The sequence below is a fragment of the Rhizobium esperanzae genome (genome assembly GCF_014197615.1).
Classification (GTDB): Bacteria; Pseudomonadota; Alphaproteobacteria; order Rhizobiales; family Rhizobiaceae; genus Rhizobium; species Rhizobium esperanzae_A.
Map to the genome: position 1 here is coordinate 317,384 of NZ_JACIFY010000002.1, position 20,319 is coordinate 337,702.

19 protein-coding genes are annotated in these 20,319 nt (G+C 62.8%); 9 read left to right on the top strand and 10 right to left on the bottom strand.

The window, feature by feature from the left end; translation table 11 throughout:
- Positions 1-109: 109 nt before the first annotated feature.
- From GGD57_RS04145 to GGD57_RS04155, 3 genes are read right to left on the bottom strand one after another with little or no spacing between them, the layout of a single operon-like run.
- Positions 110-1,129, bottom strand: a complete 1,020-nt coding sequence (locus GGD57_RS04145) for an ABC transporter ATP-binding protein (protein WP_184467095.1) — start codon at positions 1,127-1,129, stop codon at positions 110-112.
- Positions 1,117-2,811 (bottom strand): ABC transporter permease, encoded by a 1,695-nt coding sequence (locus GGD57_RS04150; RefSeq protein WP_184467097.1) that lies wholly within the window; start codon positions 2,809-2,811, stop codon positions 1,117-1,119. Before GGD57_RS04150 ends, GGD57_RS04145 begins: the two co-directional genes overlap by 13 nt.
- Before the next feature lie 7 nt (positions 2,812-2,818).
- Entirely contained in the window at positions 2,819-3,796 is a 978-nt protein-coding gene (locus GGD57_RS04155) for an ABC transporter substrate-binding protein (RefSeq protein WP_184467099.1), read from the bottom strand.
- A gap of 186 nt (positions 3,797-3,982) precedes the next feature.
- Here GGD57_RS04155 and GGD57_RS04160 point away from each other — a divergent pair, with 186 nt between their 5' ends.
- Both GGD57_RS04160 and GGD57_RS04165 read left to right on the top strand, forming a co-directional pair.
- A complete protein-coding gene (locus tag GGD57_RS04160) occupies positions 3,983-5,041 on the top strand; it encodes an aldo/keto reductase (protein WP_184467101.1) in 1,059 nt (352 codons plus the stop codon).
- Between the two features lie 99 nt (positions 5,042-5,140).
- Entirely contained in the window at positions 5,141-6,184 is a 1,044-nt protein-coding gene (locus tag GGD57_RS04165) for a DUF2278 family protein (protein WP_184467103.1), read from the top strand.
- 98 nt (positions 6,185-6,282) lie between these two features.
- Here GGD57_RS04165 and GGD57_RS04170 read toward each other — a convergent pair whose 3' ends face one another.
- Positions 6,283-7,503, bottom strand: a complete 1,221-nt coding sequence (locus GGD57_RS04170; protein ID WP_184467105.1) for a PLP-dependent aminotransferase family protein — start codon at positions 7,501-7,503, stop codon at positions 6,283-6,285.
- A 301-nt stretch (positions 7,504-7,804) separates the two neighbouring features.
- Here GGD57_RS04170 and GGD57_RS04175 point away from each other — a divergent pair, with 301 nt between their 5' ends.
- The 4 genes from GGD57_RS04175 (at position 7,805) to GGD57_RS04190 (ending at position 10,316) form a co-directional block, all read left to right on the top strand.
- Positions 7,805-8,905: a branched-chain amino acid aminotransferase gene (locus GGD57_RS04175; RefSeq protein WP_184467107.1), complete on the top strand. Its 1,101-nt coding sequence runs from the start codon at positions 7,805-7,807 to the stop codon at positions 8,903-8,905.
- Between the two features lie 269 nt (positions 8,906-9,174).
- A complete protein-coding gene (locus tag GGD57_RS04180) occupies positions 9,175-9,426 on the top strand; it encodes a ribbon-helix-helix domain-containing protein (RefSeq protein WP_184467422.1) in 252 nt (83 codons plus the stop codon).
- Positions 9,410-9,739, top strand: coding sequence for a type II toxin-antitoxin system RelE/ParE family toxin (locus GGD57_RS04185; RefSeq protein WP_085737708.1), 330 nt, complete (start codon positions 9,410-9,412; stop codon positions 9,737-9,739). Before GGD57_RS04180 ends, GGD57_RS04185 begins: the two co-directional genes overlap by 17 nt.
- Positions 9,729-10,316, top strand: a complete 588-nt coding sequence (locus GGD57_RS04190) for a class I SAM-dependent methyltransferase (RefSeq protein ID WP_184467109.1) — start codon at positions 9,729-9,731, stop codon at positions 10,314-10,316. The genes GGD57_RS04185 and GGD57_RS04190 overlap by 11 nt, the downstream gene beginning before the upstream one ends.
- Positions 10,317-10,364: 48 nt before the next feature.
- Here GGD57_RS04190 and ilvC read toward each other — a convergent pair whose 3' ends face one another.
- Together ilvC and GGD57_RS04200 are read right to left on the bottom strand one after the other, a co-directional pair.
- A complete protein-coding gene (gene ilvC, locus GGD57_RS04195) occupies positions 10,365-11,384 on the bottom strand; it encodes a ketol-acid reductoisomerase (RefSeq protein WP_184467111.1) in 1,020 nt (339 codons plus the stop codon).
- Between the two features lie 48 nt (positions 11,385-11,432).
- Positions 11,433-12,104 (bottom strand): TetR/AcrR family transcriptional regulator C-terminal domain-containing protein, encoded by a 672-nt coding sequence (locus GGD57_RS04200; RefSeq protein WP_184467113.1) that lies wholly within the window; start codon positions 12,102-12,104, stop codon positions 11,433-11,435.
- Between the two features lie 180 nt (positions 12,105-12,284).
- Here GGD57_RS04200 and GGD57_RS04205 point away from each other — a divergent pair, with 180 nt between their 5' ends.
- Together GGD57_RS04205 and GGD57_RS04210 are read left to right on the top strand one after the other, a co-directional pair.
- The gene (locus GGD57_RS04205) at positions 12,285-12,728 is read left to right on the top strand and encodes a hypothetical protein (RefSeq protein WP_184467115.1); all 444 of its coding nucleotides are present in this window, start codon (positions 12,285-12,287) and stop codon (positions 12,726-12,728) included.
- Between the two features lie 22 nt (positions 12,729-12,750).
- Complete coding sequence (locus GGD57_RS04210) at positions 12,751-13,116, top strand: DUF4087 domain-containing protein (protein ID WP_184467118.1); 366 nt, start codon at positions 12,751-12,753, stop codon at positions 13,114-13,116.
- 56 nt (positions 13,117-13,172) lie between these two features.
- Here GGD57_RS04210 and GGD57_RS04215 read toward each other — a convergent pair whose 3' ends face one another.
- The 3 genes from GGD57_RS04215 to GGD57_RS04225 form a co-directional block, all read right to left on the bottom strand.
- Positions 13,173-14,855 (bottom strand): hypothetical protein, encoded by a 1,683-nt coding sequence (locus GGD57_RS04215; RefSeq protein ID WP_184467120.1) that lies wholly within the window; start codon positions 14,853-14,855, stop codon positions 13,173-13,175.
- Positions 14,855-15,913, bottom strand: a complete 1,059-nt coding sequence (locus GGD57_RS04220) for a glycosyltransferase family 2 protein (protein WP_184467122.1) — start codon at positions 15,911-15,913, stop codon at positions 14,855-14,857. Before GGD57_RS04220 ends, GGD57_RS04215 begins: the two co-directional genes overlap by 1 nt.
- A 97-nt stretch (positions 15,914-16,010) precedes the next feature.
- Positions 16,011-16,919, bottom strand: coding sequence for an AraC family transcriptional regulator (locus tag GGD57_RS04225; protein ID WP_184467124.1), 909 nt, complete (start codon positions 16,917-16,919; stop codon positions 16,011-16,013).
- 203 nt (positions 16,920-17,122) lie between these two features.
- Between GGD57_RS04225 and GGD57_RS04230 the strand changes: the two genes are divergently transcribed.
- Positions 17,123-18,169 carry an NAD(P)-dependent alcohol dehydrogenase gene (locus tag GGD57_RS04230; protein WP_184467126.1) on the top strand — a complete coding sequence of 349 codons (1,047 nt, stop codon included), beginning with the start codon at positions 17,123-17,125 and terminating at the stop codon, positions 18,167-18,169.
- Between the two features lie 167 nt (positions 18,170-18,336).
- On the opposite strand, the gene GGD57_RS04235 is transcribed toward GGD57_RS04230, so the two are convergent.
- On the bottom strand, positions 18,337-20,283 hold the full coding sequence (locus tag GGD57_RS04235; RefSeq protein WP_184467128.1) for an elongation factor G: 1,947 nt from the start codon (positions 20,281-20,283) through the stop codon (positions 18,337-18,339).
- Positions 20,284-20,319: the final 36 nt, after the last annotated feature.

A 20,319-nucleotide genomic window follows, 5' to 3' on the forward strand; every position in this document is an offset into this window, starting at 1 on the left:
CGGTTGCGGACAGTACCTTAACCGGCAATCACCGCAGGGAAAGATGGCGGGCCAAGAAATATGCGGACAACCGCCCCTGTTACAGCCCAGACGCGGCTCTTGCCTCGCCTCAAAGCCGCCAGCCCGCGCGGATGACGACGCGCAAGGCTTCACCGGCCTCGACGACGACGCGGCTATAGGCGCGCAGCGTCTGGCCGTTGCCGAGCGTCAGCTTGACGGCGTAGCGCTCGCCCTCGAACAGCACGGATTCGACGGTCGCGCGGGCGCCCTCGCCGCCGATGATCACATCCTCCGGCCGCACCAAAATATCGGCGCCATCGGTATTGGCCGCCTGCAGCGCATCCTGCAGTTCGTCCCACTCCACATGGCGTTCGCCGCCCATGACAGGCAGCGTCACGATCGCGCCGCGCCCGATCAGCCCGCCGACGATGCGCCCTTCCGGCCGGGCGTAGATTTCGGCCGGCGGCGCCACCTGCAGCAGCCGGCCCTCCGACATGACGGCGACGTCGGTCGCGAGCGCCATCGCCTCGCTCTGGTCGTGGGTGACGTAGATCATCGTGGCACCCGAGCGCTGGTGGAATTCGCGAAAAGTCTCCTCCATCTCCTGCTTCAGGTGCCGGTCGAGATTGGCGAGCGGCTCGTCGAGCAGCACGACATCGGGCGATGTCACCAGGCAGCGGGCGAGCGCCACGCGCTGGCGCTGGCCGCCGGAGAGATCGGCCGGCCGCCGGCCGGCATAGCAGGCAAGCCGGACGGTGGAGAGCGCCTCGCCGACCTTCGCCCGGTAGGCCTCGCCCGAGATGCCGCGCACCTTGAGGGGATAACCGACATTGTCGGCGACACTCATATGCGGCCAGAGCGCATAGGACTGGAAGACCATCGCCATATTGCGCCTTTCCGGCGGCAGCGATTGCGCCGCGTCGGCAAGCAGCCGCTCGCCGAGATGGATCGAGCCGTCGGAGGGCGTCTCGAAACCGGCGATCATGCGCAGCACCGTCGTCTTGCCGCAGCCGGAAGGCCCGAGCAGCGCCAGGAAACCGCCCTCGCGCACATCGAGCGAGAAGTCACTGACGGCGGCGCGCCCGGCGCCGAAGTCCTTGGTCACCCGGTTGAGGATCAGCTTCGCCATGGGACGACCCCTTTCGGCAGGCGTTTGGCCAGAAGCTCCAGAAGCAGCATCATGACGACGACCATGAGCACGACGAGCACTGAGAGCGCCGAGGCAAGGTCGGAACTGCCGCTGTCGTCGAGATTGTAGATGGCGACGCCGAGCGTCTGGGTGCCGGCCGACCAGAGCAGCGCCGAGATCGTCAGCTCGTTGCAGGCGATCAGGAAGACGAGGATGACGGAGGCGCCGGCGGCGGGCGCAATCAGCGGCACGATGATATCGAAAAGCCGGCGGAAAAAGCCGGCGCCGGAAAGCCGCGCGGCCTCCTCCAGAGCCGGATCGAGCTGGTGGAAGGCGCTGACCACCGGTTTCAGGCTGACGGCGAAGAAGGAGGAGAAATAGGCGATCAGGATGATCCAGATCATGCCGTAGAGCGAGACATGCAGGAAGGGGATCGGTGCTGCGAAGACCAGGATGAAGGAGACCGCCATGACGATGCCGGGCAGCGAATAGGGTATCTCGATCAGGCTGGAAACGATGCGGGAGACGGCATCTCTCCGCCGCGTCAGCGCATACGCCGCAAGCACCGTCACGACGAGGAGGCCGAGTGCGGTGGCGCTCGCGAGCGACAGTGAATTGATAAAGGCCGTGCGCGTCACCGCCTGCCGGAACAGGATCTCCTGGAAGGCATGCAGCGACATGGTCTTGAAAGTGAGCGGCACGCCATAGGCCGGCACCAGCGCGCCGGCGACGAGCGCGAAGAAGGGGGCCGCCAGCATGAAGAACAGGATCGCCCAGAGGAGCGGCATGGCAAGGAAGCGCCACGCGCCGAGCTCGAAGGCGGCGCTCGCGCCCGACAAGCCGATGACGCGGTAGTCGCGGCCTCTGAGCGCCCGGTCCTGGATCATCAAGCCTGCGACCGAGATCATCGCGATGATGGCTGAAAGCACGGCGACATCGCCGAAGGTGCGGCTGGTGAAGGCTGAGAATTTGGTGAAGATCAAGGTCGGCAGCGTGTAGATCGAGGCGGGAATGCCGAGAATGGCGGGAATGCCGAAATTGCCGGTGCAGGAGACGAAGGAGATCGCCGCCCCGGCGATGATGCCGGGCAGCGACAAGGGCAAAATGATGTCGCGAAACACCCGCAGGCTGGAGGCGCCGGAAAGCCGCGCCGCTTCGACGCCGTCGCGCGGCAGCGTCATCAGCCCGGCCCGCAGCGCGAGATAGACGAGCGGCGCATGCTGCACGCCATAGAGCAGCGCGATGCCAGCAACCGAATAAAGCGGCTGCGGCGAGCCCAGCGGCGGCGCGATATGCAGCGCCTTCAACAGCGGGCTCGACGGCCCCGACATCTGCACCCAGGCGAGCGCGGTCACCTGCGGCGGGATCATCATCGGCAGCACGAAGAAGAAGCTGAGCGGGCCTTTACCCGGAAGATCGGTCAGCGTCAGCAGGAAGGCGAAGAGGCAGCCGATGGCAAGCGAGATGATCGTGCCCAAAACCGCGGTGACGATGGTGTAATAGGTGGCCTGCCAGAGCGACGGTTCGCTCAGCACATCGATGACGCCGCCGCTTGCGAAAGCCGTGATCCCGACCATGGCGAGGCGGGCGAGCGGCAGCACGCTGAGGATAAGAACCACGATGACGATAAAGGGAAACAGCCAGGCGGGCTGGCTGTTTCCCGGTCTCACATATCCTTGCATGAAAGGATCAGTTCGAGCCGTAAATGCCCGAGAAGGTCTTCAGATCCTGATCGGTATTCTTCAAAGCTTCGGCCGCCTTGATCGGCAGCACCTTGATGGTGTCGCGCGCAGGAAAACCTTCCGGCAGCTTCATGCCGTTGCGGGCCGGGATATAGCCGAGCTTGAGGAAACCTTCCTGGCCCTTTTCCGAGAGCACATAATCGACGAACTTCTTGGCGGCCTCGGCATTCCTAGTGCTGGCGAGGATGCCGACCGGCTCGGTGACGGCCGAGACGCCTTCGCTCGGGAAGACGAATTCGACGGGGGCACCCTTGGCCTTCTCGCGGATCGGCAGGTAATCGACGACCATGCCATAGGCTTTCTCGCCCGAAGCGACCGACTTCAGCACGGCGCCGTTGCCGCCGGCGGCGATCGCGCCGTTTTCGGCGAGCGCCTTGTAGAAATCCCAGCCGAGGCCGGGAACGGCGGCTAGCGTCTGGGCGTGGATGAGCGCGGCACCCGAAGCGAGCGGGCTCGGCATGGTGACGAGGCCCTTGGCCTCCGGCTTGGTCAGGTCGTTCCAGCTCGTCGGCTTCATCGCCGCCGAGGTATTGTACATGATGCCTGTCGTGATCAGCTTGGTCGAGTAATAGTAACCGTCGGCGTCATAGAGGCTGGCATCGTATTGCGCAGCTTCCGGCGACTTGTAGGCGAGCAGCTTGCCGTCTTCCTTCAAGCGCTCCAGAGTCACCATGTCGGCGATCAGGAGAACATCGGCGACCGGGTTGCCGGCCTGGATCTCCGCCTGCAGCTTCGCGATGATCTTCGGCGTGCCGTCGCGCACCCAGTCGACCTTGATATCGGGATTGGCGGCCATGAAGCCATCGACCGTCGCCTGCGCATCTTCATTCGGCTGGCTGGTGTAGAGAACGAGGTTTGCGGCTGAAGCCGGAACGGCAAGGAGGCTCGCGGCGAGAAGGGCTGCAGCGGAAACGATCGTTTTCATGAGTGTGACCCTCGGGAATTGCGTCACCCCTCCCTTATTGGGGGCCGTTGACAGGGATGTGACAAGGCGCAGCGACTGCCGGGGCGAGGTCTTTAACCGAACAGCGGCAGGCATGGGCCAAACAGGCTCTTGCCATTCGCCCGCTTTGCGATACGTCATTCCCGTTTCGATGAAGGAGGAGTTTCAATGGAATATCGTCTGCTCGGCCGTTCCGGCCTGAAGGTTTCGACTTTGACCATGGGCACGATGACCTTCGGCGGCGTCGGCTGGGCGAAGATGGTCGGCGATCTCGGCGTCTCCGAGGCGAAGAAGATGATCGACATCTGCATCGATGCCGGCATCAACCTGATCGACACCGCCAACGTCTATTCCTCAGGCGAATGCGAAAACATCATCGGCGAGGCGCTCGGCGGCAAGCGGCCGCAGGGCGTGCTTCTCGCCACCAAGGCCCGCTTCGGCATGGGCGAAGGCCCGAACGATCGCGGCCTGTCGCGCTACCATCTGATCCGCGAATGCGAGGCGAGCCTGAAGCGCCTGAGGACCGATGTCATCGACCTCTACCAGGTGCACGAATGGGATGGCCAGACGCCGCTCGAAGAGACGATGGAAGCGCTCGATACGCTGATCCGCCAGGGCAAGGTGCGTTATGTCGGCTGCTCGAATTATTCCGGCTGGCACATCATGAAGGCGCTTGGGCTCGCCAACGAGCATCGCTACCAGCGCTTCATCAGCCAGCAGATCCACTATACGCTGGAAGCGCGCGAGGCCGAATACGAGCTGCTGCCGATCTCGATCGACCAGGGCCTCGGCGTGCTGGTCTGGAGCCCGCTCGCCGGCGGCCTGCTTTCCGGCAAGCACCGCCGCAACCAGGCCGCGCCCGAAGGCACGCGCCAGTTCGCCGGCTGGACGGAGCCGCCGATCCGCGACGAGAACCGCCTCTGGAACATCGTCGAGACGCTGGTCGCGATCGGCGAGGAGCGCGGCGTTTCGGCGGCTCGGGTGGCGCTCGCCTGGCTGATCGGCCGCAAGGCGGTGACCTCCGTCATCATCGGCGGGCGCACCGAAGCCCAGTTCCGCGACAATATCGCCGCCGCCGAACTGAAGCTCACGGATGAGGAACGCAACCGCCTCGACGCCGTCAGCCTGCCGCCGGTGATCTATCCCTACTGGCACCAGCTGAACACCGCGAGCGACAGGCTCGGCGAAGCCGATCTCGAACTTTTCGGCCCGCATCTCAAGCAATAGAGCAGCAGTTACGGCATTGCACGGTGAAAGTGATCCGTCACAAAAGATGCACTCTCACCGTGCTATCGTGAGATCCCGCCATCGCCAGGGAGGCTCTCCATGCTGAAGAATTACAAGGTGCTGAAGGGTACGGCGAGCGCGCTCGCCCTCGATGACGACAACGATCCGCATATCGAGATCCGCATCGAGGCGAATGGCGTCAGCTACCGCATCGCGCTCAACGTCCGCTCCAAGGAATCGCCGCACGACCTGCTCTATGCCAACATCGTCGATTTCAAGCACGGGACGCTGACCGAAGCGCTCGAAGCCCTGCCGATGGGCCTGACCGACATCCGCAAAGACCGTCCGGAGCTGGCGATCGATTTCGTCCGCGGCGGGCTGATCGAGCGCGAGGACATGAATGTCGCGCCCTTCCAGCTGTCCGGCCCGAAAAACGATCTGCGCGATTTCATCGAGCCGATCGTCCAGGAAGGCATCGCCGATTCCGACGTGCATTTCTACGCCTTCGGCGAGGCCTGGGGTCCTGAGAACAACAAGCCGGACGAATATTTCCACTTCGAACCCGGCAACGGCATCCACGACATCCATATGAACCAGGGCGACAATGGCGGCTTCAAGGCCACCAACGGCCCGAACCAGGATGGTGCGCTGCTCGTCCATTTCACCGACACCGGCGAATGGGCGGCGATCTTCCTCTGCTTCCAGTCGCAGAACTGGAACACCGATGCGGTAACCGGTCATCCCGTCGCCGAGGATCGCGGCGGCCAAGGCCGCGGTGAAGGCACGCGCCGGCCGCAGCCGGTCGTGGCTTCATCGCTGCGCATCATCGCCGCGCTGATCAACCCGGTAAACGGCGAAGGCGGCATCGAGAACGAGACGGTGACGATCATCAACCGCTCCGACGTATCGGCATCGCTCGACGGCTGGAAACTGGAGGACGACAACGGCCGCATCCAGACCCTGTCGGGAACGCTTGCCGCAGGTGAATTGCGCACCATCGCGCTCGACGCCGCAGCCGGCGGCCCACAACTCGCCAACAAAGGCGGCGACATCATCCTGCGCAACGGCGACGGAGCGGTGGCCGACCGTGTCGGTTATGGCAAGAGCGAGACGGCGAACGAGGGGTGGACGACGATTTTTTGAGGGGCGTTCCGGCTGTGCATGTGACAGGAATGAAGAATGAGAGGGCGTGCCGTGCAGGGCTGCACTTCAACGGTTATCGTTGCACCCACTCCCAATACTCACCCGCCAATCTCCTCAGCAATCAACTTCCCCAACCGACCAATCCCATCCTCGATCATCTTCTCATTGGCGCAAGAGAAGCTGACGCGGAAGGTGTTGGCGCCGGAGCCGTCGGCGAAGAAGGCCTTGCCGGGGACGAAAGCGACCTTGACGGTTTCGAGCGATTTGGCCAGCAGCTTGGCGCCATCCATGCCCTCGGGCAAGGTGATCCAGATGAACATGCCGCCTTCCGGCTTCGTCCAGCTCGTGCCTTTCGGCATATATTTCTCGAGCGCAGCCAGCATGCAGTCGCGGCGATGGCTGTAGGCTGCCTTGATCTTGGCGACCTGCTTGTCGAAACCGCGGATGGCGACATCCGATATCGCTATCTGGTTGATCGTCGACGAATGCAGGTCGGCCGCCTGCTTCATCAGCACCAGCTTGCGGATGACGGGCGCGTTGGCGACGATGAAGCCGACGCGAAGGCCGGGGGCCAGCGTCTTGGAAAAGCTGCCGCAATAGATCGTGCGCGTATTGTTGATATGGCCCTTCTCGGCGATTTCGAGCGCCAGGATCGGCGGGATGGGATCGCCGTCGTAACGCAGCGACTGGTAGGCCGCATCCTCGATGACGGCGATTTCGAGTTCTTCGGCGAGCGCCAGCACCTTCTTGCGGCCGGCGAGATCGACGGTTTCGCCGGTGGGATTGGAGAAATCGGGGGAGAGATAGGCGAACTTCACTTTGCCGCCGGCAGCGGCCGCGGCAACGCGATAGGACTCCGGCGTCCGATTGCCGCTCGGGGTCAACTGGTCGTAGGCCGGCTCATAGGCGTTAAAGGCCTGCAGCGCGCCGAGATAGGTCGGCCAGGTCACGAGCGCGGTATCAGTGGGCGACAGGAAGAGTTTGCCGAGATAATCGAGCCCCTGCTGCGAGCCGGAGACGATGAAGACGTTATCGAGATCGCAGGGAATGCCGAGCGCACCCATCTGCCCGGCCAGCCATTCGCGCAACGGCTTGTAACCTTCGCTGAGCGAATATTGCAGCGCCGAATTGACCGCCGCGCCCGAGAAGATATCGGCATAGGCCTGCTGGAATTCCTCGGCCGGAAACAGCGCCGGATCCGGAATGCCGCCGGCAAAGGAAATAATGTCGGGCTGGTCGAGAAGCTTCAGGAGCTCTCGGATTTCGGATGCGCGCATGCGCGACGAGCGCGACGCAAACATGGTGTCCCAGTTCAGCATGGAGGTTTCCTCGTATTTTCTATACCGCCGACAAACCATGCGGCGGAAATTATGTCAACAATACTGACCTATTTTCTTGTCACTAAGACAAAGTTTGACGATCCGGAATTCGAGAGCCCGGGCCAATTGGGCGCATGTTGGAGGTTTCACGCAAATGACCTGCCCGCCGCATGAAAATTTGCCGCTTCGGGCGACTATTCCTCTGATCAAAAGCCGAAACCGGCCGATTCAGACCTTTCCAAAACCGGCCTGGGGGCAGTAGTGTGCCGCCCATTATTCAATGGACTATCAAGGTGCCAGCATGACCGCGACGTCGACCTCTCCCGAAATCACAATTGAATTCCACAAATCTCCCGTCCCCGACGCCGATCGCATCAAGGCACTGGAAACACCCGGCTTCGGCAAGATCTTCACCGATCATATGGTGCTGGCGCGCTGGACGGCCGACAAGGGCTGGCACGATGCGAAGGTAACGCCGCGCCGCCCCCTGGAGCTCGATCCGGCGAGCGCCGTGCTGCACTACGCCCAGGAAATCTTCGAAGGCATGAAGGCCTACAAGGCCGACGACGGCCGCATCCTGCTCTTCCGGCCGGAAGAAAACGCCCGCCGCTTCGCTCAGTCGGCAGCCCGCATGGCGATGCCTGAGGTCCCGGAAGAACTCTTCCTGAAGGCCGTCGAAGAGCTGGTCCGAGTCGATAAGAACTGGATACCGTCCGGCGACGCCAGCCTTTACCTCCGCCCCTTCATGTTCGCCAACGAGGCGTTTCTCGGCGTTCGTCCAGCTCAGGAATATATCTTCTGCATCATCGCCTCTCCGGTCGGCGCCTACTTCAAAGGCGGCGCGAAGGCCGTCTCCCTTTGGGTCGAGACCGAATACACCCGTGCCGCCAACGGTGGCACCGGCGCTGCAAAATGCGGCGGAAACTACGCAGCCAGCCTCGTGGCGCAAGCCGAGGCCTCGAAGAAGGGTTGCGATCAGGTCGTCTTCCTGGATGCCGCGGAGCATCGCTGGGTGGAAGAACTCGGCGGCATGAACGTCTTCTTCGTGATGAACGATGGATCGATCGTGACCCCGCCCCTCGGCGGCACGATCCTGCCGGGCATTACCCGCGCCTCCGTCATCGTGCTGGCCGAGGAAAAGGGCTTGCGCGTGCAGCAGCGTCCCTACTCCTTCGCGGAATGGCAGGAGGATGCCGCCAGCGGCAGGCTCGTCGAAGCCTTTGCTTGCGGAACTGCCGCGGTGCTGGCAGGCATCGGCCTGGTTCGGCATGCCGGCGGCGAGTTTCTGGTCGGTGACGGACAGACCGGCAAGCTGACCGGTGAACTGCGCCAGCAGCTCGTCGGCCTGCAGAAGGGCGTGACCAACGATGAGCACGGCTGGACGCGCCTCATCCCAGCCTGAACGCCAGACCACGCGAGTGGCGGCGCCGACACCGGCATGGTGGGCGCCGCTCTCGGCCTCGCCCAAAGCCATCGGGCTGGTGAATACCCTGACTTGCGACGCCCGTTTCAAGGATCTCGAGCGCGTCATCGACATCGATAAAAAAGACCGGCCCTGATGTGACCCGGGTGCTCGACGGCGGCGCGCAACGCTTCTATCACAGTGTGGGGGAATGGCAGTTCGGCCCTCGGGATGGCCGAAAACCGGCACGTGCGGGCGGTATTGAATCAATGGCGAAAATGACGATCTCGCTTCCGGATAATCTGGCAGATTACGTCGCGCGCCGTGTCGCAAGCGGCAGATACAGCAGCGTCAGCACATATCTGACGGAACTCATCCTGAAGGACCAGGACCATCGCAAGCTGGATGATGACGAAATATGTGAGATTCTGAGGCTGGCTGAGGAGAGCGGCATCAGTGACCGGCGCATTGCCGACATCCTGTTGGAAACGAAGGCGAAACTGCGTGACATCAACCTATAGGCTGACCCGAACCGCAGACGCCGTGCTGTCAGGCATCGACGAATATGCCAGCCTGCACTTCGGCGAGGCACAGGCGGATGCCTATCTTCTCGACTGGGACAGAATTTTCGTGCTGCTTTCACGCGTACCTTCCATGGGAGACAAGTGCGACGAGCTCGGCGCCGGGCTGCGCCGCCTCCTCCACATGCGCCATGTCGCCTTCTACCGCGAAATACCGGACGGCATCCTCGTCATCGACATCATCGGCGCCGACCGGCTTTCCGACAGACACCTTCAATCCAACCGACGATCAGCCGGCCCGCATGCCCAGTGACACGACCGCCGCCTTCTATGACGAAAACGCCGAGATATACGCCAATCGGGCACGCAGTCTGCCGAAGCAACAGCTCGATGCCTTCCTCGCCGCGATTGCCCCGGGCGGCGCAATCCTCGAACTCGGCTGCGGTGGCGGGCAAGACAGCGCCTATATGCTGTCGCAGGGTTTCGACGTGACGCCGACCGACGGTTCGCCCGAGCTTGCAAGACAGGCGGAAGTGCTGATCGGCAGGCCGGTCAGGGTCATGCTGTTCCAACAGCTCGACGCCGACAGCGCCTTCGACGGCGTCTGGGCGCATGCGAGCCTTCTCCATGTCCCGAGGCCTGAGCTGCCTGAAGTCTTCGCCCGCATCCGGCGCGCCCTGAAAATCGGCGGCATCGTCCATGCAAGTTTCAAGGCCGGAATTGCGGAAGGCTATGACGGCCTCGGGCGTTACTACAACTATCCCTCCGCGCAATGGCTGTGGGAGCTTTTGACCAAAGGCGGCTGGTGCAGCATCGCCATCGCGGAACATGACGGCAGCGGTTATGACGGCAAACCGACCCGCTGGTTAACCGCCAGCGCAGAACGATAAAGGCCGGAGCTTTCACTCCGGCCTTCCGCTTTATTTTATCGGAACCGCTTAGTTCACGCTCTTGTCGACCAGCTTGTTCTTGCCGATCCAGGGCATCATGGCGCGGAGCTTGGTGCCGACTTCCTCGATCTGGTGGCTGTCGTTCAGACGGCGGATGCCCTTGAAGCGGGCGCCGCCGGCGCGGTATTCCTGCATCCAGTCGGAGGTGAACTTGCCGGTCTGGATGTCCTTGAGGACGCGCTTCATCTCCGCCTTCGTCTCGGCGGTAATGATGCGCGGACCGGAGACATATTCGCCCCACTCAGCCGTGTTGGAGATCGAGTAGTTCATGTTGGCGATGCCGCCTTCATAGATCAGGTCGACGATCAGCTTCACTTCGTGCAGGCACTCGAAATAGGCCATTTCCGGAGCGTAACCGGCTTCGGTGAGCGTTTCGAAACCAGCGCGGATGAGTTCGACCAGACCGCCGCAGAGAACGACCTGTTCGCCGAAGAGGTCGGTTTCGCACTCTTCGCGGAAGTTGGTTTCGATGATGCCCGAACGGCCGCCGCCGACGCCGCAGGCGTAGGAGAGAGCGAGTTCAAGCGCATTGCCGGAAGCGTTCTGATGAACGGCAACGAGGCAGGGAACGCCGCCGCCCTTCTGGTATTCGCCACGAACCGTGTGGCCCGGACCCTTCGGCGCGATCATGACGACGTCGACCGAAGCCTTCGGCTCGATCAGGCCGAAATGTACGTTGAGGCCGTGAGCGAAGGCGATGGCTGCACCGTCGCGGATGTTCGCAGCGATATCGGCCTTGTAGATGTCGGCCTGCAGCTCGTCCGGGGTCGCCATCATCATCAGGTCGGCCCAGCCGGCGGCTTCGGCAACCGTCATGACCTTGAAGCCGTCGGCTTCGGCCTTCTTGACTGTGGGCGAACCAGCCTTGAGCGCGATGACGACGTTGCCGGCGCCGCTGTCCTTGAGGTTCAGCGCATGGGCACGGCCCTGCGAGCCGTAGCCGATGATAGCGACCTTCTTGGCCTTGATGAGGTTGAGATCGGCATCACGATCGTAATAGACGCGCATTTGAAGTTCCTTCCCTTTGCTTGTCGTGTTGACTGTTATGAAAGCGGATCAGCCGAGAACCGGCATCTCCGCCAGAACCTTGTCCGTGCCGTAGAGCCGGAGGAAGGCGGTCACCGCCCTCTCCGCCTGGCGCGCGGTATCCTTGAGGCCGGGTTCGCCGAGCAGCATGCGCACATGCAGGTCGGAAACGACAAGGCCGTAAAGCGTATGATAGGCTTCGTCCGCGTCGGCAAAGCGCAGCAGCCCTGCCCTCTTTCCGGCGTCGATCAGCGCCATGGCGCGCCGGTCGATCTGGCGGCGGCCGCGTTCGAGCAAGAGCTTGCCGAGCTTCGAGCCGTCGCGGTTCGCCTCCGTCTTGTTGATTTGGCCGATCGCCAGGCGGTTCAGCGCCAGCGAGACGTCGCCGGCGAGTACTTCGAGAAGATCGCGTGCGAAGATGACGACATGGTCGTGCAGGCTCGCCGCCGTCAGCCGCTCACCGTTGCGCTCGAAGGTGCGCACCTTGCTCGCCTGATAGGCGATCATCGCCGACAAGAGCCCGTCGCGGTCGCCGAACCACTTATAGAGGCTTTCCTTCGAGCAGTTGGCGGCGCGCGCCACCCCCGAGGTCGTCAGCGCCTTCTCGCCGCCGTCGACGAGCAACCGCAGCGCCTGCTCCAGAACGGCGTTCTGGCGCGGCGAGAATTCGCTCGGCTCTGCGGTATCGACGGACACGGTCATGGCTCCCAGGTAAGTACCGTACGGTACGGTTCGTGAGGTTTATGCGATAAACCGGTCGGGCCGTCAAGAAGGCCGCGACAGATTTTTTATACGGGAAACCTCGATGAGACACCAGAATTGGATAGGCGCGCTCCGGACGATTGCATAATGTCACGCCACGCCATTTGCCGGGAGCCTTTGATGTCGCGCCTGCCTGCCCTTCTCCTGCTCGGAGCAACGCTCCTCGTCGCCTCCGGCGCCTTCGCGCAGCCGGAAAACGAGGTCTACAACAAGATCGAGGAGTTGCATGGCGATGCCGCGAGTTTCGACCGGCTGCTGCGCCAACTCGTCCAGGCGATGCGCACGGGCGATGCCGAGACCATCGCAGGGCTTGCCGAATATCCGCTGACCGTCAAGGCCAACGGCGAGACCTATGATGTGGAGAATGCGGAAGATTTCGTCGACAATTTCGACGATCTGGTGACACCGGAGACCCGCCGCGCCGTCGGACGCCAGCAATATGGCGATCTCTTTGTCAACAGCGACGGCGTCATGCTGGCGAACGGCGCCGTCTGGATGGGCGCGGTCTGCGAGGACGACGCCTGCGAGACAAGCCATTGGGCGATCACCGCGATCAACAACTGACATCTACAGCTGGGGGAAGCCAATGAAAGACAAGATCGCCGTCGCGGCGATGACCGCAGCCCTTGCCGTCGCGGCGAATGCGCAGGCCGCCGAGACCCGCTGCGGCTGGATCGAGAACCCGACGCCCGCCAACTGGTGGCTGGAGGATGCGGAAAACACCTGGACGATCATGACCCAGGGCGAGGACGCCGACGCGGTGGACGGCATGGAACTGATCCCCGACATCTCCGAACACGATTACGTGAAAACCAACGGCAATTACGGCTATGCCTGCGCCTGCATGCGTGTGGAGACGGATGGGAAAGAGCGCATCACCAAAATCCTTTCCTTCCGCCAGCTTGCCCTTGCCAAATGCCGCAATGACAAGGCGCTGAAATTTCCCGGCTGATCAGCGGATAACCCGAACCGGATGGCGGCCGCCATCATGCCCGATTCACAGGCAATCTATGACGCCGCAGCGCAAGCGGCGGGGGGCACGAGAGGCTCTGCCGGCGTTGCCTTGTCGATCGCATAGAGCTTCGCGAAACCGGCATCTTCGACCAGCCTCAGGCCCGCCGGCATGAAGGTGCCGACGATGCGGTCGGGGAGATCGGCATTGGCGACAAGGATGAAATCGAAACGGCTGCGCCAGTCCGACAGATAGGGCGTGAAGCCCTTATATTCCTGCATCATTGCCGGGCATGAAAGCACTGCGATGGACAGCAGATTGCCCTCGGGAACGGCGATTTCAGACCACGGTGGCAGAACCGATAGCGGCTGCTTGCCTTTTGCAGTGAAGATCGTCGGCACGAAAGCATGCGAGAAGGGCACCGCAAGCGTCGGCAGGTGCCGGAAGGTATCCAGTCCCCAGGCAAAATGCCGATTGGGGTGAGCAAGGTCGCTCGCTATTTCAGGCTCATGCCCAAGAGGCAGCACGGCGGCACCAGCCGGCACCTTTTCCAGTACAGTCTCGACAGCAGCGACGTCATTTTGTGCCAGCCACCAGTTCCAGCCGATCCAGCCGGTACGGCCGAAGACGGCGAGATTGATGACGAGCGAAAGCAATACCGCTTGCCGGCGCGTGAGATTGACGAAGGGACACACCATCGCCATGGCGACGAGCGCCGTCATGATCGGAAAGCGCCAACTGATCCAGCCGGTGCCGAGCATGTGGCGGGGCGAAACACAAGAGAGCAGCAGCAGGCCGCAGGCGGCGACCGCAAGCCCGGCATGAATGCGGATATCGCCGGCACGTGCGGCACGCGTGCAGATGAGGATCAATGGCAGAACCAGCACGACATCCACGAACGGGATATAGGTCACGATGGCGGAGAGCAAATTCATGACGATCAGGACGACGCCGTCGTTCCAGGCAAGGGCGAGGCCGTCGCCACCGCCGCCGGGCAAAGCCGGCGTCCGCAGATAAAGTACGAGTGGCGGCAGCACGCAGGCGCCAAGTGCGAGTGCCAACCGGCCGGCAAGCCTGAACAGACCCGCCTTTGATCGCACGATATCGAAGCGCCAGGAAAATTCGAGGCCGCAGACGATCGCCACATAGAAGCCGAGCGAGAAGATGTGCATCACCGTCAGCAGCAGCGCGGCGGCAAGACGCCAGGCAAAAAGCATGGCGGGATTTCCGCCCTGCAGTCGGAGGTCGACGCAGGCGAAGGCGAGCGCCATGCCGAGGCCGATCTGGAAATTGATGAAGCCGCCAATCATGGTGGCGCACCAGCCGAACGACAGTATGGCGGTCTGCCAGTGGTGCCGGCCTCCGAAAAGCGCGCGGTGCAATCCGACCGCGCCGAGCGGCGGCAGCACGATCGCCAGGAAAAGCAACGTCCGCGCCAGTCTGTCAGGGCCGACAAGCGGCCCCAGCCAAGTGGCGAGAATGTCGATCCCGACATTGGTGAAGGTGCGGTTCCAGTCGATCGCATAGATTTGCGGAAACGGCTGCTCGCCGATCCCGCCCGAAAGGAGCCAGATCCGGGCGTAGTGATTGGCGTAATCGAGAACCGGCGGAAGCGGAAACAGTATCACCAGGGCCGCGGCAAGCCCGACGAAAGCGACGATCGCAACGGTGGAATCCTGTCTGGCGATCGATTCCTTGGGCTCGGCTGCGACCGCGGCAGGCGTCACGATATGATCCATTATCCTATCCGGCTGCTCTTTTGCGACCGCGGCGGCTCACCGGATGCAAAGGCCGCATCCAGCGCAGTGCGCTTGTCGCTGGCGCTCATCTCCGGAAAAACTGTCGACAGCTCGGCGTGTTCGCTGCCGCGCAGGATCGTCTCAATCATGAACATCGGCCGCTTCTTGCTCTCTTGCACGAGACGACCAAGATACTCGCCGATGATGCCGATGCAGATCAGCTGGATGGCGCTGAAGGCGCTGACCGCGGCCATGATCGACGACCAGCCGGTGACCGTTTCGCCTTCCAGCCAGCGAACGAAGGTATAGACGAGCAGCGCCATCGCGACACCGGCGCTGATCATGCCAAGCCATGTGGCCATACGCAGCGGCGTCGTCGAAAAGCTGGTGATTGCGTCGAGCGCAAAATTGATCATCTTGCGCAGCGGATATTTCGTCGTGCCGGCAAAACGGGCGTCACGCTCGTAGGGGAGAGCCACCTGCCTGCCGCCAATCCAGCTGACCATGCCGCGGATAAAGCGATCGCGCTCCGGCATTGCCAGCAGGATATCGACGACGCGCCGGCGCATCAGCCGGAAATCACCGGTATCGCGGGGAATGGTCACGGAGGCGAGCTTGGACAGCGCGCGATAGAAAAGCGAAGCGGAGGCGAGCTTGAACCAGGTTTCGCCGTCGCGGCGCGTACGCTGACCGTAAACGACGTCGGCACCACGCTCGAGGATCGGCATCATCATCAAAAGCAGCTCCGGCGGATCCTGAAGATCGGCGTCGATCAGGAGCACGCGCTCGCCCCGCGACACGGAAAGACCCGCGGTCGATGCCAACTGGTGACCGTGATTGCGCAGGAGACGAACACCGAGCACCTCAGGCACTTTTGCCGCCAGATCCGAAATGATCTCCCAGGTGCGGTCGGACGAGCCGTCATCGACGAGAATGAGCTCGAAGGCATCGCCGGCGACGCTCTGCGCGGCAGCGGCGGCCCGCCGGCAGAATTCACGCAGGCCTTCTTCCTCGTTGTGACAAGGCGCGACGATGGAAAGTAACGGTGCTTGCGTCATGCGGACGGCGGTGCCTGCTTGATTGTTAGCGCCAGCCTAGCCGGGAAACGTCAAACATCCTTTAATGGCTGGCCGGCAACCGCCGACGTCCTCAATGCTATTCCGCCGCGATGATCTCACGTACACCATCGACATCGCGAGCCGGCGACGCGCCGTAGAGGCGGCTATATTCGCGGCTGAATTGCGACGGGCTCTGATAACCGACGCGGTGGCCGGCCGTGCCGGCATCGAGCCGCTCCACCAGCATCAGCCGGCGCGCCTCATGCAGGCGAAGCTGCTTCTGATACTGCACCGGCGTCATTGCCGTCACCGACTTGAAATGGTGATGGAAGGACGACACGCTCATATTGACGCGCTCGGCAAGGTCTTCGATGCGCAGCGGCCGCGCGAAATTCTCCTTCAGCCAGGCGACGGCGCGGGCGATCCTGTTGCTGTGGCTGTCTGCCGTGGCGATGTTGATCAGCCGCGCGCCGTGCGGCCCGGTCAGCACCCGGTAAAGGATTTCCTGCTCGATCAGCGGCGCCATGGCGGGAATATCGCCTGGACGATCGAGCAAACGCAGCAGGCGGACGGCGGCATCCATCAGCTCCGGCGGCGCGACGTTCACCACCATCCCGCGCTGCCCGTCGGTATGGGCGGCCGGGCGCGGAACGTCGATGCGGCTGAGCAACTCCAGGAGCTTCTCGGAATCGATTGCCAGCCCGAGACAGAGATGCGGCACCTCGGGGCTCGCTTCCGTGACCCGCCAGGCGACCGGCAGGTCGAGCGAGGTCAGGAGATAATCGCCGGTGCCGTAGCTGATCTGCTCCGTACCGAGCTGCAGGCTCTTCGCCCCCTGCAGCACGAAGGCGAAACAGGGCCGGTAGCTGCTGTGCAGGGGATCACTCGGCTTGGACCGGCGGCTGACGTGAAGATTGCCGATGGCAGTCGAGAACTCACCGTCGCCGGGCGCAAAGCGCATCGCGATGTCGACGATTTCCTGATAGGGGCTGAAGGGCAAGGTCATGCGGCAACTCTTTCTGTCGATTGTCCGACGCCGTCGATACCGCTCTTATCTAGAGTGCCTCGGCCGTTTCGCAAACAGATAGGCGCCTCACTTTTGCAGGATCGTGCAAAAAGCTGAGAGGATCGCTCTAACCCTCTCCCGCCGTTCCGGGCAATAGTCCGCCATCCCGCTCAACCCCTCCCAGAACGAAAAGGAAGGTTCCCATGCCTATTGCAAGAGGCTACGCCGCCACCGACGCTTCCAAGCCGCTGACCCCTTTCACCTTCGAGCGCCGCAACCCGAACCCCGATGACGTCGTCATCGACATCAAGTTTGCCGGTATCTGCCATTCGGACATCCACACCGTCCGCAACGAATGGAAGAACGCCGTCTATCCGATCGTGCCCGGTCATGAGATCGCCGGCATCGTTTCCGCCGTCGGTTCGGCCGTCACCAAGTTCAAGGTCGGCGACCGCGTCGGCGTCGGCTGCTTCGTCGATTCCTGCATCGGCTGCGTCGAGCGCGACCTCGACCGCGAACAGTACATGCCGGGTCTCAGCGGCACCTATAATGACTTCGAAGCCGACGGCAAGACGAGGACGCAGGGCGGCTATTCCGACTCGATCGTCGTCAAGGAGGGCTATGTCATGTCCATCCCGGACAACCTGCCGCTCGATGCCTCCGCGCCGCTGCTCTGCGCCGGCATCACGCTTTATTCGCCGCTGCGCCACTGGAATGCCGGTCCCGGCAAGAAGGTCGCGATCGTCGGCATGGGCGGCCTCGGCCATATGGGCGTCAAGCTGGGTTCGGCCATGGGCGCCGATATCACCGTTCTCTCCCAGAGCCTTTCCAAGAAGGAAGACGGTCTGAAGCTCGGCGCCAAGGAATATTACGCCACCAACGACCCGGAAACCTTCACCAAGCTCGCCGGCACCTTCGATCTCATCATCTGCACCGTCAGCGCCGAGATCGACTGGAACGCCTATCTCGGTCTGCTGAAGGTGGATGGTTCCTTCGTGGTCGTCGGCGTGCCTGAGAACCCGATCCCTGTGCATGCCTTCGCGATCGTTCCCGGCCGCAAGAGCATCTCCGGCTCGATGATAGGCTCGATCAAGGAAACCCAGGAAATGCTGGATTTCTGCGGCAAGCACAACATCGTCTCGGAGATCGAGAAGATCAACATCGATCAGGTCAACGAAGCCTATGAACGCGTCCTGAAAAGCGACGTCCGCTACCGCTTCGTCATCGACATCGCCTCGCTGGCGGCTTGAGGAAATGGAAGGCGGCTCGAAAGGGCCGCCTTTTTTATAGCGGCAAACTCCCCCTCCCTCATGCTCAGGTGCGATCCCAAGGATCGCCTCGAAGCATCGCCCGTAAGCGCTGCTCCGGAGTACCCGCCTCATAGCTGGAATCGGGCCGGCATGCCGTGGGACACCCGTCACACACTCCCCCGCAAACGCAGCAGATATTCTGCCCCGTTAAACGGATCTGGCCCCGAACGCCGGCGCAAGCGCGGCGGGCCGGCCATCGGGGCATAATGATCGAAAACGGTTTCCATCGTCCCCGCTCCGCTCGTCAGGCCTGGCAATTGCTGCTGGACATTCCGCACAATCTGAGAGGCCATGGTGCCTTCCAGCCGGGCGACGCCATCGGCGATCACGGAATCCGTCGTCATCGCGGCCGCTTTCGCAAGCAAGATGAGCACACCGCTCAAACTTTCCGCCGGCGCTTCGAGATGAAAACGGTCGACCGGTTCGCAAAGCACGGTTTGCGCCGCCGATAGCGCCGCGGCCAGCACCCAGGGGGTCAGCTGGCGGAAATCGGCGGCGGTGCTTGCCGGCGAACTATGCCGGGCTGCCGTCATCGCCACGTGGCAATCGATGACCTGCCAGCCCGAAATGCCCTGCTTCAGCGTGTCGAACACGGTTTCCTCGACCGCCCGATAGAAGGCGGCCGGCATCTGGCCGACATCCACTTCAAGCGCAAAGCTGTTGCCCGCCCCGGGCGGTCGCGGCTCGACGCGCAGGCCGATGGTGGCGAGAAACGGATTGGGCTCCTTGAAGAGGAGCTGCAGGTCTGCTCCGGTGCCGACGGGCCTCTCGACCAAAATAACCGTGCTTTCCTCCAAGTTTGCCTCGACGCCGAAATCCGTGAGCAGGGTCGATTGGATCACCTCCTTCTGCACCTCGCCATAGAGCGAGATGAAGACCTCGTCCGTCTCCTCGTTGCGGCGCAGATTGATCAGCGGGTCCTGTTCGGCCATCTGGTTCAGCGCCAGCCAGAGCGCAGCCTTCTCGGAAGGGCGGCGGGCAAGAACGCGGGTTTCGAGGGTCGGCGGCGCGAAATGCACCCGCCCGCCTGCGAGCGGACCGCCGCCCACCGTATCGCCGATGCGAGCGCCGGGCAGGCCGCTGACACGCGCAATCTTTCCCGCGTGGAGGCTCTCGGCGCCATCAACTCGGCCGTCTTCGAACACCTGGATCGCGGTTACCCGTTCCGGGCCTTTCGGCAGATCCAGATATTGCCGTAGCCGGACCGTGCCTGAGGTCAGGTAGATGTAGCAGAGCTTTTCCCCGCCCCAGCCGCGCTCGATCTTGAAGATCTTGCCGGCAACCGGACCGTCCGGATCGGGGCGCCGCTCGGGCAAGATCGTCGCGATCGCCGACGTCAGCGCAGGCACGCCGACGCCGGTCATCGCAGCACCTGCAAAGACCGGATGCACCAGCCCCCTCGCCACCTGATCGGCCAGAGAACGCCCGAGCCTTTCCCTAGTCAGCCGATCGGGGGCGAGCACATAATCGTCGAGCAGCGCCTCGTCATTTTCCCCAAGCGTCTCGCAGAGCGCCGAAAAAAGCGGCTCGTCTCTCGGAGCGAGCGCCTCGACCCGGGCAGATTTTCTCCCGGCATCGATGACCGAGGACATGGCGACCGGGCGGACCGAAAGCTGCGCGGCAAGCGCCTCCAGTACCTCCTGATAGCGAGCGCCGGGGCGATCGACCTTGTTGACAAAGAAGACGAAGGGAACGCCGAGCCGCCGCAGCGCCCGCACCAGCACGCGCGTCTGCGCCTGCACGCCCTCGACCGCCGAAACGACGACGACCGCCGCATCCAGCAATCCCAACACCCGCTCGACCTCGGCGATGAAATCCGGATGGCCGGGCGTGTCGATCAGATTGACGATCCTGTCGCCGATCGCAAACGACACGACCGCGGCCCTGATCGTAATGCCGCGCTGCCGCTCGAGTTCGAGATTGTCCGTCTGTGTATTGCCGGTATCGACGCTGCCAAGCTTGTCGATGACGCCGGCGTTGAAAAGCAGTCTTTCGGTAAGGCTAGTCTTGCCTGCATCCACATGGGCGAGGATGCCCAGATTCAAAGTGCGCATGAACCACCAACTTCTCAGAAATTCGGATGTGATTTT